This is a genomic window from Actinosynnema sp. NPDC091369 (genome assembly GCF_044757065.1).
In the GTDB taxonomy this organism is placed as follows: domain Bacteria; phylum Actinomycetota; class Actinomycetes; order Mycobacteriales; family Pseudonocardiaceae; genus Actinosynnema.
Window position 1 is genome coordinate 570,577 of sequence record NZ_JBIVUG010000002.1, and the last position, 12,009, is coordinate 582,585.

At 74.2% G+C, this 12,009-nt stretch carries 13 protein-coding genes; 7 read left to right on the plus strand and 6 right to left on the minus strand.

What is annotated here, in order from left to right; translation table 11 throughout:
• The first annotated feature begins 78 nt into the window (after positions 1-78).
• Complete coding sequence (locus ACIQMJ_RS10780; protein WP_499760727.1) at positions 79-2,325, plus strand: P-loop NTPase fold protein; 2,247 nt, start codon at positions 79-81, stop codon at positions 2,323-2,325.
• Positions 2,326-2,519: 194 nt separating this feature from the next.
• Positions 2,520-2,960, plus strand: a complete 441-nt coding sequence (locus tag ACIQMJ_RS10785) for a hypothetical protein (RefSeq protein WP_499760728.1) — start codon at positions 2,520-2,522, stop codon at positions 2,958-2,960.
• 121 nt (positions 2,961-3,081) lie between these two features.
• On the opposite strand, the gene ACIQMJ_RS10790 is transcribed toward ACIQMJ_RS10785, so the two are convergent.
• Complete coding sequence (locus ACIQMJ_RS10790; RefSeq protein ID WP_499760729.1) at positions 3,082-3,636, minus strand: TetR/AcrR family transcriptional regulator; 555 nt, start codon at positions 3,634-3,636, stop codon at positions 3,082-3,084.
• Positions 3,637-3,720: 84 nt separating this feature from the next.
• Between ACIQMJ_RS10790 and ACIQMJ_RS10795 the strand changes: the two genes are divergently transcribed.
• The gene (locus tag ACIQMJ_RS10795) at positions 3,721-4,620 is read left to right on the plus strand and encodes an SDR family oxidoreductase (protein ID WP_499760730.1); all 900 of its coding nucleotides are present in this window, start codon (positions 3,721-3,723) and stop codon (positions 4,618-4,620) included.
• Between the two features lie 3 nt (positions 4,621-4,623).
• Here ACIQMJ_RS10795 and ACIQMJ_RS10800 read toward each other — a convergent pair whose 3' ends face one another.
• The 5 genes from ACIQMJ_RS10800 to ACIQMJ_RS10820 all read right to left on the minus strand — a co-directional run bounded on the left by ACIQMJ_RS10800 (position 4,624) and on the right by ACIQMJ_RS10820 (position 8,471).
• A complete protein-coding gene (locus tag ACIQMJ_RS10800) occupies positions 4,624-5,421 on the minus strand; it encodes an ABC transporter ATP-binding protein (RefSeq protein WP_499760731.1) in 798 nt (265 codons plus the stop codon).
• Positions 5,418-6,446, minus strand: a complete 1,029-nt coding sequence (locus tag ACIQMJ_RS10805) for a FecCD family ABC transporter permease (RefSeq protein ID WP_499760732.1) — start codon at positions 6,444-6,446, stop codon at positions 5,418-5,420. Before ACIQMJ_RS10805 ends, ACIQMJ_RS10800 begins: the two co-directional genes overlap by 4 nt.
• Entirely contained in the window at positions 6,443-7,444 is a 1,002-nt protein-coding gene (locus ACIQMJ_RS10810; RefSeq protein ID WP_499761062.1) for a FecCD family ABC transporter permease, read from the minus strand. The genes ACIQMJ_RS10805 and ACIQMJ_RS10810 overlap by 4 nt, the downstream gene beginning before the upstream one ends.
• A gap of 173 nt (positions 7,445-7,617) precedes the next feature.
• Positions 7,618-8,031: a DUF1304 domain-containing protein gene (locus tag ACIQMJ_RS10815; protein WP_499760733.1), complete on the minus strand. Its 414-nt coding sequence runs from the start codon at positions 8,029-8,031 to the stop codon at positions 7,618-7,620.
• Entirely contained in the window at positions 8,019-8,471 is a 453-nt protein-coding gene (locus ACIQMJ_RS10820) for a cupin domain-containing protein (RefSeq protein WP_499760734.1), read from the minus strand. Before ACIQMJ_RS10820 ends, ACIQMJ_RS10815 begins: the two co-directional genes overlap by 13 nt.
• 87 nt (positions 8,472-8,558) lie before the next feature.
• Between ACIQMJ_RS10820 and ACIQMJ_RS10825 the strand changes: the two genes are divergently transcribed.
• From ACIQMJ_RS10825 to ACIQMJ_RS10840, 4 genes are all read left to right on the plus strand, one after another.
• Positions 8,559-9,596, plus strand: a complete 1,038-nt coding sequence (locus ACIQMJ_RS10825) for a helix-turn-helix transcriptional regulator (protein WP_499760735.1) — start codon at positions 8,559-8,561, stop codon at positions 9,594-9,596.
• An 85-nt stretch (positions 9,597-9,681) separates the two neighbouring features.
• The gene (locus tag ACIQMJ_RS10830) at positions 9,682-10,143 is read left to right on the plus strand and encodes a MarR family winged helix-turn-helix transcriptional regulator (protein ID WP_499760736.1); all 462 of its coding nucleotides are present in this window, start codon (positions 9,682-9,684) and stop codon (positions 10,141-10,143) included.
• Complete coding sequence (locus tag ACIQMJ_RS10835) at positions 10,140-11,045, plus strand: NADP-dependent oxidoreductase (protein WP_499760737.1); 906 nt, start codon at positions 10,140-10,142, stop codon at positions 11,043-11,045. Before ACIQMJ_RS10830 ends, ACIQMJ_RS10835 begins: the two co-directional genes overlap by 4 nt.
• Positions 11,046-11,153: 108 nt before the next feature.
• Entirely contained in the window at positions 11,154-11,963 is an 810-nt protein-coding gene (locus tag ACIQMJ_RS10840) for a hypothetical protein (RefSeq protein WP_499760738.1), read from the plus strand.
• The last annotated feature ends 46 nt before the right edge of the window (positions 11,964-12,009 follow it).

Sequence of the window (12,009 nt, forward strand, 5' to 3'; positions counted from 1 at the left end):
CCCGGCGTTGCGCGCCGACGACCGCCGAACCGCGGCCGAACGCCCACTCCCGGGAACGGATCCCGGTACTTTTCCCGCGTGAGGACGACGGACGCGGTGACGCGGATGACCCTCGACCGCATCATCGAGTGCGGCGAGCCGATCACCCGTCTCGCGGTCGACACCGAGGTCCCGGCGGACCCGCTGCTCCAGGTGCACGGGCACCGGGTCCGCGAGGTCGTGCACGCGAACACCGGCGAGCGCTACCAGGGCGGGGAACGGACCTCCTGGCGACTCGCGGCCGACAACCTCGCGGGGTTCTCCCTGCCCGACGGCCTCCAGGTGCGGGTCGACGGCACGGACGTCCTGGTCCGCACCACCGGTGACACGGGCGAGTGGCGCACGCTGCGCGGGCACACCACGCCGGTCACCACGGTCACCACGTGCCCGTCCCCGGACGGGCCGCTGGTCGTGTCGGCGAGCGCGGGCGGCTCGATCCGGCTCTGGGACCCGCGCAGCGGCGAGCAGCAGCGCATCGGCCTCGCCCTCGTCCGCGCGGACCACCTGGTCAGCTGGATCGGGCCGGACGGGACCCCGCGCATCGCCTCCGGTGACGACGGTGGCGACGTGAAGATCTGGGACCCGCTGCTGCCACCCGTGCCGCGGATCGGCCCGGTGTCCACCCGCGGTTTCAGCGACCGCGTCGCGCGGGAGGACCTGCTCGACCTCGGCGCCCTGGTGGACGCGCTCACCGAGGTGCTCCGGCCCGGGGAGGACGACGGACCGGTGGTGATCACCGTGGAGGGCACGTGGGGCTCCGGCAAGAGCACGGTGCTGGAACTCGTCAAGAACCGGATGTCCGCTCCGGCCACCGCGGTGCCGCCCGGGCGCAGGCTGACCGTGTTCCGCGCGGACCGCCTGCTGTCCCGGCCGCCGGCGGGGGCGACGCCACCGGCGCCCGAGACCCCGACGACCCACGCGGTGGTCAAGCCGCTGGTCGTGTCGTTCAACCCGTGGCGGCACCAGTCGAGCGAGCAGGTGTGGGCGGGACTGGCGAAGGCCGTGACCGACGCGGTCCAGTCGGCGATCATGCCGCACCCGGACACCCGGGAGCGGTACTGGTTCGCGGCGAACGTCCACCGGGTGGACCGGCGGCACCTCCAGCGGCAGTTGTGGAAGCGGGTCCACTCGCCGCTGCTGTCGTTCGCGGGGCTCGGGTTCGGGCTCTCCGCGCTGGGCGCGCTGACCAAGCTGAACCTCGGTTGGGCGTGGTGGGTGACCGCCGGGCTCGCCGGACTGGGCCTGCTGCACACCGCGAAGCGGTACTTCCGGGACCGGGCGTCCGCGTTCCTGCCGGGTGAGCTGTTCACGGGACCGGTGGCGAGCAACGCCTTCCACGGCACCGCGACGGACCCGGCGATCCGCGATCCGTACTACCACGCCCGTTCCGGGTACCTGTACCTCGTGCAGCACGACGTCCAGGCGTTGCTGGAAGACCTCGCGGCGCACGGGTACCGGCTCGTCCTGCTGATCGACGACCTCGACCGGTGCACACCGCGCACGACGGCCCAGGTGTTCGAAGCGATCAACGTGTTCCTGTCCGAGGACTTCCCGGCCACCCGGTTCGTGCTCGGGCTCGACTCGTCGGTGGTCGCGTCGCACGTCGACCACGCCTACAAGGAGCTCGCCGACGCGGAAGTCGTCGCGCACCCCGACGACCCGAGCCCGGGGTGGACGTTCCTGCGCAAGCTGGTCCAGCTCCCGGTGCGGCTGCCCCGCACGACCGCGGACTCCGTCGACCACGTCCTGCTCGCGCAACTCGGTCCGGTGCACGAGGACCACTGGCGTGACGTCCACGCCGAGGCCACGCTCTCCGCGGACTCGGCGGTGTTCGCGGAGTCGGTGGGCGCGGAGTCGGTGTTCGCGGAGTCGCGGGGCGCGCAGGACGTGGACCGGATCGTCGTGGCGGTCGAGCGGCACGCGGAGGTGCGGGACCACCTCCGCCGCCGGCTCAAGGCCCAGCCCGAGCAGTCGGTGCGCGAGGAGAAGCGGCTGCTCAACGTGTGGCAGTTCCACCTGCGGGTGCTGGGCTCGGTCGACGTCGGGCAGGCGTGCCACCTGGTCGCGGTCGCCGAAATCGCCACCCGGTGGCCGGCCTACCTCCACCGGCTGCGCGGCGGCTGGGCGGACCTGGCCCGCGCGGTCGACGACGACGTCCGGTGGGGCGCGACGATCGCCAGGCTCGGGTTCGCCCACTCCGATCGCGGCGTGGCGGCGAACCTCCGGGCGCTGCTCCGCGACGGCGACGCGCGGGCGGTCGCGGCGTTGGCGGACCGGCTGTTGTGAACACCGGAGCGGGGTCTGGTGGCGGTGGTGATCGGTCCCGTGGGTCGATCGGTCAGCCTGTGGTCACCAGGACCTCGTTGCTCGCTCGCCGCCCTCGACGTCGCCACGGGGAAGATCCGCTACCGGGTCCGGCACCGCTGATGCCATCGCGGGTTTCCGGCCCACGGCACCCACGACCCGCTTAAGGTGACGGGATGGCGGAGGACGGGTTCGTGGACGTACACGGGGCCAACCGGGGCAACAACGTCATCCTGCACCTCTTCGCCGTGGCGCTGATGGTCACCGGACCGGTCGTCTACGCGGCCAACGACGGCGGCACCGTCGGCATCGTGCTCACCGCGGTGCTGCTGCCGTTCGGCATCGCCGTGTGGCGCGGTGTCGCACGCGCCAGGCGGCGATTGCTGCGCCTGGACGAAGTGGGCTTGCGGGCGACCGCCGAGGTCCTGTCCGTCGGGCCGATCAGCGAGGACCCCACCATCCGCGTCCGGCTCCGGATCAGCGGCCCGGACGTGCCCGAGTTCGAGATCGAGCACGACACCCCGCACCACGGCTTGAAGCCCGGGGACAGGCTCGTCGCGATGGTCGACCCCGACGACCACCGGGACTTCGAACTGGACCACCGGAAAACGCCGTGATGCCCCGTGGGGCGGGTGCCGTTCGGGCGATCAGGCAGATCCGTCGCCGGACCGCCTCACCGATCGTCCTCGCTCGTTGAACGCGTGGACCGCATCACGCACGTAGTCGGCGCCGGCAGCACTAGAGGGCGCGCAGTGCCGCCACGGTCTCCGCGATGCAGGCGGCGAGGGCGGGTGGCTGGTCCTCGGTGACCCAGCGGGCGAAGGCGACCTGGAACGCCGTGACGGCGCTGTGGGCGGCCAGGGCGGCGGTGAGGGGGTCGGCGGCGCGCGACCGCAGCGCTTCCGCCGTCGTGTCGACCAGGGACGCGAGCTTGAGCAGTTCCCGCTCCCGCAGGGCCGGGTTGGCCTCGATGACCCGGTGGCGGCGGGCGGACTGGTCGTGGCCGCCCTCCAGCAGGGCGGCCGCGGCGGTCAGGCCGACGGCGGCGACGTCCAGCGGCGCCAGGTCGGGCGGGGCGGTCCGGACCGCGTCGGCGACGGTCCGGGCGAGGCCCTCCGAGCCGTCGAACAGGACTTCCCGCTTGTCGGCGAAGTGGCGGAAGAACGTCCGTTCCGTCACGCCGGCGCGTTCGGCGATGTCGCCCGCGGTGGTTCGCTCGTAGCCGCGTTCGGTGAACAGGTCCAGCGCGGCACGGGTCATCCGTCCCCGCGCGTCCGGTTCCCAGCGGCTCATGGGCGCGAGTGTAGTGATGACAGTCTCTGACATCGCGTGCTACCGTCGATGTCAGTCACTGACATAACGAAGTGAGGGCACGTCATGCGCGTTTTCGTCACCGGCGCCTCCGGCTGGATCGGCTCGGCCGTCACCGACGAACTGCTCACCCACTCGCACGAGGTCGTCGGCCTCGCCCGCTCCGACGAGGCCGCCGCCGCGCTGGAGGCCAAGGGCGCCACCGCCCACCGCGGCAGCCTGGAAGACCCCGACAGCCTCGCCAAGGCCGCCGCCACCGCCGACGGCGTCATCCACCTGGCCTTCAACCACGACTTCAGCGACTACGCGGGCGCGGGCCGCACCGAACACGCCGCCGTCACGCGGGTGCTCGACGCCCTGGAGGGCAGCGGCCGGCCGTTCCTGCTCGCCTCCGGCATGGCCGCGGGCGTCGTCGGGCGACCGCTCACCGAGGACGACGCGTCACCGCACCACGGCCCTGACTCGATGCGCGGCGGCAGCGAGAACCTCGCTCTGGAGCACGCCGAGCGCGGGGTCCGGTCGGTCGCGCTGCGCTTCCCCCCGGTCGTGCACGGCGCGGGCGACCGCGGTTTCGTCTCGGAGCTGGTGGCCGTCGCGGCGCGGCAGGGCGTGGTCGGCTACCTCGGCGACGGCTCCACCCGCTGGTCGGCCGTGCACCGGTCCGACGCGGCCCGGCTGGTGCGGCTCGCGCTGGAGCAGGCGCCCGCCGGGTCGCGGGTGCACGCCGCGGCCGAGGAGGGCGTCCCGACCCGCGACCTCGCCGCCGCCCTCGGCGACCACCTGGGCCTGCCGACCGCCTCGATCGCGCCCGAGGACGCCGAACGGCACTTCGGCTGGATCGGGGCGTTCTACGGCCTGGACCTCGCGGCGAGCAGCGCCCGCACCCGGGAGCTGCTCGGCTGGACGCCGACCGGGCCGACGCTGTTCGCCGACATCGCCGCAGGCGCCTACCCCCTGCCGAGGTGACCGCTACGCGGTGACGCGCTGCCGGCGCAGCGGCACGATCAGGGGCGTGTCGGTCTCCGGGTCGGCGATCACCCGGCACGGCAGGCCGAAGACGTCCTCCACCAGCTCCGCGGTGACGATGTCGGCCGGCCTGCCCTGCGCGACCACGCCCACACCGGGCTTCATGGCGATCAGGTGGGTGGCGTAGCGGCACGCCTGGTTCAGGTCGTGCAGGACGGCGACGAGCGTGTGGTTGCCGTCCTCGTGCAGGTTCGCGCACAGGTCGAGCACCTCGACCTGGTGCGCGATGTCGAGGAACGTGGTCGGCTCGTCCAGCAGCAGGATCGACGTCTGCTGCGCCAGCACCATCGCGAGCCACACGCGTTGCCGCTGGCCGCCGGACAGCTCGTCCACCAGGCGGTCGGCCAGGTCGTGCACGCCGGTCATCCGCATCGCGGCGGCGGTCACCTCCTCGTCCTCGACCGACCACTGCCGCAGCAGCCGCTGGTGCGGGTACCGGCCGCGCGCCACCAGCTCGCCGACGGTGATGCCGCCGGGCGCGATGGAGGACTGCGGGAGCAGCCCGAGCCGCCGGGCGACCTCCTTCGACCGGTACGCCGAGATCACCTCGCCGTCGAGGTAGACCGCGCCGGCGCGCGGTTTGAGCATGCGCGCCAACGCCTTGAGCACGGTCGACTTGCCGCACGCGTTGGGACCCACGATGACGGTGAACGAGCCGTCCGGGATCTCCACGTCCAACCCGGACGCGACCACGCGCTCGTCGTAGGACAGCGTCAGGTCCGACCCCCGGAGCCTCGTCATGCCCTGCTCCCCTTCCGCCACTCGTGGGCCAGCAACCACACCAGGTAGAGCCCGCCGATCGCACCGGTGGCGATGCCCACCGGCAACTGGGTCGTCGGGAACAGCCGTTGCACCGCGAAGTCGCTCACGACCAGCAGCAGGCCGCCCATCAGCGCCGACGCGGCCAGGCCGGGCCCGGACGCGCCGGTGAGCCGGCGGGCGACCTGCGGCGCGGCCAGCGCCACGAAGCTGATCGGCCCGGCGGCGGCCGTCGCGACGGCGGCCAAGCCGACGCTGACCGCGAGCAGCGCCAGCCGGGTGCGCTCGGCGGGCACGCCCAAGCCGGTCGCCGCGCTGTCGCCCATCTCCAGCAGCGCCAGCCGGCGGCCGAGCGCCAACGCGCACGGCAGCAGCACCGCCAGCACCACCGCGACCACCTGCGCCTGGTCCCAGCCCCGGTTGTTCAGGCCGCCGACCAGCCACGTCTGCGCGGCCAGCGCGCTCTCCAGGGTGGCCCGCGTGATCAGGTAGGAGTTGACCGCGAGCATCATGGCGCTCACGCCGATGCCGATGAGCACCAGCCGGAAGCCCTGCACGCCCTGCTTGAGCGCCAGCAGGTACACGGCGGTGGAGGTGAGCAGGCCCGCGACGGTCGCGCCGAGCGCGGTGGCCGCCATGCTGCCCTGCGCCAGCACGAGGACCGCGATCGCGCCGGTGGCCGCGCCCTGGGTGAAGCCGATGATGTCGGGGCTGGCCAACGGGTTGCGGGACAGGCTCTGGAGGATCGCGCCGCTGAGCGCGAGCGCCGCGCCGACCAGCACGCCGGTGATCAGCCGGGGCAGGCGCAGCGTGAAGACGACGAAGTCGGCGTAGCCGTCGCCCTGGCCGGCGAAGGTGGCCAGCACCTCGCCGACGGTGAGCGGGAAGTCGCCGGTGACCATGGTGGCCACGGCGGCGACCGCGGTCAGCGCGGCGATCGCCGTGCTGACGAGCAGGGCGCGTTCGCTGATGCGCAGCGAGACGGCGGGCGTGCGCAGGGTCCTCACAGCGTGGCCAGCTTCCGCCGCCGGCACAGCGCGATGAACACGGGCGCGCCGATGAACGCGGTGATGATGCCGACCTCCATCTCCTGCGGTGCGATGACCACCCGGCCGACGACGTCCGAGCCGAGCAGCAGGATCGGCGAGAGCACCGCCGAGTAGGCCAGCACCCAGCGCTGGTCGCTGCCGCCGATCATGCGGGCCACGTGCGGCACGGTCAGGCCGACGAACGCGATCGGCCCGGCGGCGGCGGTCGCCGCGCCCGCCATGAGCGTGACGGCGAGGACGCCGAACGCGCGGGTGCGGTGGACGTTCGCGCCCAGCGCCTTGCCGGTGTGGTCGCCCAGCGCCAGCACGTTGAGGTTCCGCGCGAGCAGGAACGCGATGAGGATGCCGGGCAGCACGAACGGCGAGATCTGGCCGACCAGCTCGAAGTCGCGGCCCGCCAGCGAGCCGACGTTCCAGAACCGGAACGAGTCGAACGTGTGGGTGAACAGCAGCAGGATCGCCGAGACGTAGGCGTACAGCACCGCGGTCAGCGCCGCGCCGCTGAGCACCAGCCGGTCCGGCGTGGCCGCCCCGCGCCCGGCCGCGCCCAGCACGTAGACGACGGTCGCCGTGCCCGCCGCGCCGAGCAGCGCGAACCAGACGTACCCGGTGGGGCTGGTGATGCCGAAGAACGCGATGGCGGACACGATCGCCGCCGCCGCGCCCATGTTCACGCCGAGCAGGCCGGGGTCGGCGAGCGGGTTGCGGGTCAGCGCCTGCATCACCGCGCCGGACAGGCCGAGCGCCGCGCCGACCAGCAGGCCGAGCACGGCCCGCGGCACGCGGACGTCGCGCACGATCGCCGCGTCACCGGTGCCGTCGTCGGCCAGGAGCAGGGCGAAGGTGTCGGCGAACGGGATGCTCTTGGTGCCGATCCACAGGCTGAGCAGCACGATCAGGCCCAGCACGCCGATCGACACGAGCAGGCCGACCCCTCGCACCGCTTCGCGCGACACCCGCACCTCCCGGAAGTTTAGGTAAGGCTAACCGACGCAGGAGGCACGTCGATCGTCCGGTCGGCGCCGGTCGGCCCGGGTCGGGGTCACGCCGACCGGCCGCGCTCGGAGGTACCGGCGGTAGCGCGTGGCCGTGCGGATGTCACGCGTCGGCCACGACGCCATCGTGGCGGTCAGGCCACCGCCAAGGCGACGATCGCCACCAGCGCCGGGGTGATCTGGGCGAGAGCGCCGCCGATCCCGGTGCCCCTGGGCCTGCTCATCGCGAGCCGGTCGGACACGGCGAGGCCGATGCCGGCCAGCACCATGAACCCGCACGTGTAGAACACCAGCGCGCGGCCGACGGGTTCGTGGCCCGTGTTGAGCGCGATCAGGCCCAGGACGGTGCCGGAGCCCAGGAACAGGTTGTAGAGGCCGACGTTGAACGACCACAGCCGCACCGGCTCGACGTCCTGGGCGGGCACCTTGAACACGCCCCAGTGCACGGCGGGGCGGCGGAAGAGCAGCGTCTCCCACACGAACACCACCACGTGGATCCCGGCCGCCACCCCGGCGGCGACCTGCGCGACGACGTTCACGACGACCACTCCCCCATCGTGATCCCGTGCCGCGCCACGACGTCCCGCAGCAGCGGCCCGGCCTCGGCCGACGGCGTGCCCGCCGGCACGGCCTGGTCGACGTCGCGGAAGAACCGGCCCATCGCGTCGGTCAGGCTGATCGCCAGGAACCGCGCCGACGGCGAGTGCACGGTGAACGTGTGCGCCGCCTCCGGCGGGATGGCGATGGACGACCCCGGCCCCAGGTCGTGCACCTCGCCGTCGACCAGCACCGCCATCCGGCCGTGCAGCACGTAGTACGCCTTGGCCCACGGCGTCACGTGCGGCGGCACGGCGGGTCCGCGCGGCGCTTCGACCTCGAACAGCTCGTAGGCGCCGTCGGTGTGCGCGGCGTCCACCTTGATGGTGATCTGCGCGTCCGGGGAGGTCAGCTCGAAGCCCTCGCCGGCGCTGCTCACGTGCGTCTTCATGGCCCGACGCTAGGAGCGCGCCGTGGCCGCTCCCCATCCCGGAAATGTGGGATGGAGGGCCGGCGCGGGCGGGCGCATACTCCGAGCATGTGGGAAGGTCGGGCGATCGGCGCGCGACGGGAGATCGCGGCACTGGCGGCGGCGGGCCTCGGGGTCGCCGAGCTGCACCGGGCCGCGATCGAGGTGGTCGAGCGGGTCGTGCCGACCGACCTGACCTGCTGGGCGTCGCTGGACCCGGACACCGCCGTGATCAGCACGATGACCAGCGGTCGCACCCTCGTCCCGGCCCGGTACGAGCCGGTGCTGGCGCAGTGCGAGTACAGCGGCGCGGAGCCGCACACGTTCGCCGAGCTGGCCCGCCGACCGGAGCCGGTGGCGCGGCTGTCGGACGTGCCGCGCCGCGACGTCGCCCGCAGCGGCCGGTTCAACGAGGTGTGGCGGCCGCTCGGCCTGAGCCACGAGCTGCGCGCGGTGTTCCGGGTGGACGGCACGTGCTGGGGTGCGGCGGGCATGGTGCGGCGCGGCGAGTTCTCCGCCCGCGAGGCCGAGTTCGTCGCGTCCGTGACGCCCGCCCTGGCCGCCGCGACGCGGGTGGCGGCGCGGTGCGGGACCTCCCGGGCGGGCGGCGACCCGGCGCTCGTGGTGGTCGGCCCGGACGGCGTGCCGCGCGCCGCCACGGCCGCCGCCCGGACGTGGCGGGAGGAGCTGGACGCCATCGCGCCGGGTCGGTTCGCGGTGATGGTGCGCGCCGTGGTGACGGGTGCGCGGGCGTCCGCGTCCGGGGCGTTCCGGGCCAGGGTGCGCGACGCGTCCGGCGGCTGGGTCCTGGTGCGGGCCACCCGGTTGGTCGGGGAGGACGACCTCGACACCGCGGTCACCTTCGAACGGGCGTCCGGCGGCGAGCTGCTCGGCCTGCTGCTGGCCGCGTACGGCCTCACCGCCCGGGAGCGCGAGGTGTGCCACGAGGTCATCGCCGGGCGGTCCACCTCGGACATCGCGGCCCGGCTCGCGATCTCCGCCAACACGGTGCAGGACCACCTGAAGTCGGTGTTCGGCAAGGTCGACGTGCGCAGCCGGGGTGAGCTGGTGGCCAAGCTGCGGCCCGAGGACCACTCGTCGGGGTGACGGGACCGCCATGACCATGTGGCTGGCCACGTAACGGTGCTAGCGTCACGCGGTCGGCCACGGTGTCCGGCGCGAGGAGGCGACCGTGGGACGGCCGAGCACCGCCGACGCCGGCAGGCTGAGCTACGCGATCTTCACGCTGGCCCGGGCCCACCGCGGCTTCGCCGCCGCCCTGCTGCGCGACCTGGACCTGCACCCCGGCCAGGAGCTGCTGCTGATGCAGCTGCTCGAACGCGACGGGCAGACCCAGTCGGAGCTGCTCGACAGCGTCGACCTGGACCACTCGACGGTGTCGAAGTCGTTGCGGCGCATGCAGGAGGCCGGGTTGCTCACCCGCGCGCCGAGCGACCGCGACCGGCGGGTGCTGCACGTGTGGCTCACCGACAGGGGCCGTGCCATGCGGGAACCGCTGACCGACCTGTGGGCCACGCTGGAACGCGCCTGCACCCGCGGCCTGACCGCGGCCGACATCGACGCCTTCACCCGCCTCGCCGGCGCGGTGGAACACGCGATCGCCCATCGGGCGTCCACTGAGGAGACATCGTGAAAGCCGTTGTGCTCACCCGCTTCGGCGGCCCGGAGGAGCTGCGCCTCGGCGAGGTCGACCGGCCCGAGCCCGGTCCCGGCCAGGTGCGCCTGCGGGTGCGGGCGGTCGGCGTGAACCCGTTCGACGCGAAGGTCCGCGCGGGCGCCATGGAGTCCGCCTTCACCACACCGCTGCCGACGGTCCTGGGCCTCGAGGTCGCGGGCGAGGTCGACGCGGTCGGCCCGGGCGTCACCGGGCTGTCGGTCGGCGACGAGGTGTTCGGCTGGTCCGACACCGGCGCGTACGCCGAGCACGCGCTGGCCACCACGGTCGCGCGCAAGCCCGAGGGGCTGTCGTGGGAGCGGGCCGTGACGCTGCCCGTGGCGGTCGAGACCTCCGACCGGGCGCTGCGGCTGCTCGGCGTCGAGGCGGGTGAGACGGTGCTGGTCAACGGCGCGGCGGGCGGGGTGGGCACGATGGCCGTGCAGCTCGGTGTGCTGGCCGGGCTGCGGGTCGTCGGCACCGCCGGGCCGGCCGACCAGGAGTACGTCGCCTCGCTCGGCGCGACGCCCACGACGTACGGCGACGGCCTGGTCGAGCGGGTGCGCGCGGTGGCGCCCGACGGGGTCGACGCGGTGTTCGACGTGGCGGGCCGGGGCGCGCTGCCGGCCGCGATCGAGCTGCGCGGCGGCACGGACCGCATCGTCACGATCGCCGACCCCGCCGCCGGCGAGCTCGGAGTGGTGTTCACCCACGGCCCGGAGGAGCGGTCCGCCGACCGCCTCGCCGACCTGGCGGAGCCGGCCGCGAAGGGCGAGCTGCGGACCTCGGTGGCCGCCACGTTCCCGCTGGCCGAGGCCGCCGAGGCGCACCGCCTGATCGCCGGGGGCCACGGGCCCGGCAAGGTCGTGCTGATCCCGTGAACTCGTCGGGTGAAACCACCGGGGCACACCGCCGACCACGGACGCGGCAAGGCGGGACCTCGTGACCCCGGCCGCGGACCACCGGCTCGGCAGAGTGGTGCCGACCGCGTGAGCCCGCTGTCCGCCGTCGAACTCGACCGGACGACGTCCGAGGGCTGGGTTGCGCCACCACCCCGCCGCGACCTCGGCGAGGTCGACGGGCTGCGCCTGGTCGCGTCCGGGGTCGAGCTCGCGGCCTGGCGCGGTCGCACGCGGGTCTGGTGGCACCGGTGCGGTGCGCTCCCCCGGGCCGTCCACGTGAGCGGCGACCGGCTGCCGGTGCTGACCGAGACCCCCGACTACCACGCGTGGGGCCACCTCGGGCCGGCGCTGCTGCTCCGCCCGGACACCGGCGACCGGCTGGCCGAGCTGCGGGGTCAGCGCGCGGCGGCGGTCGGTGGCGGTCGGTTCGTGCTCGGGCTGGAGGGGTACGGGACCTTCGAGACCCGGCTGCACGACCGGGACGGCGCGCTGCTCACCACGTGGCCCACGTACGGCCACTACGTGCCGGACGCCGACGGGGTGCTGGTGGTCGAGTGCGACCGGCGGGCGCCGACCTCGTCCCGGCTGGTGCGGCTGCGGCCCGACGGCGCGCTCGACCGCGGCGACCGGTTGCGGGACGGGCGGGCGTCGGCCCCGGTCGTGCTGCCCGGCGGCGCGGTCCTGGTGCTGGACGCCGGCGTGCTGCTCGCGGTCGGGCGCGACCTCCGCGCGACGGTCCTGGCCGAAGTCGTGGACGTGGGCGGGAACAGCTCGCGCTGCCACGGTTCGGTCGAGCTGCGGGACGACGACGTGGTGGTCACGGTCTTCGAGCACGTGCCGGACGCGTCGCTCTTCCTCACCCACCGCGTGCGCTACGCGTTGTCCGGAGCCGCCTGACCCCGAACCCCCTCTGGACACTTGCTCACGGCTGCCTGTAACACAT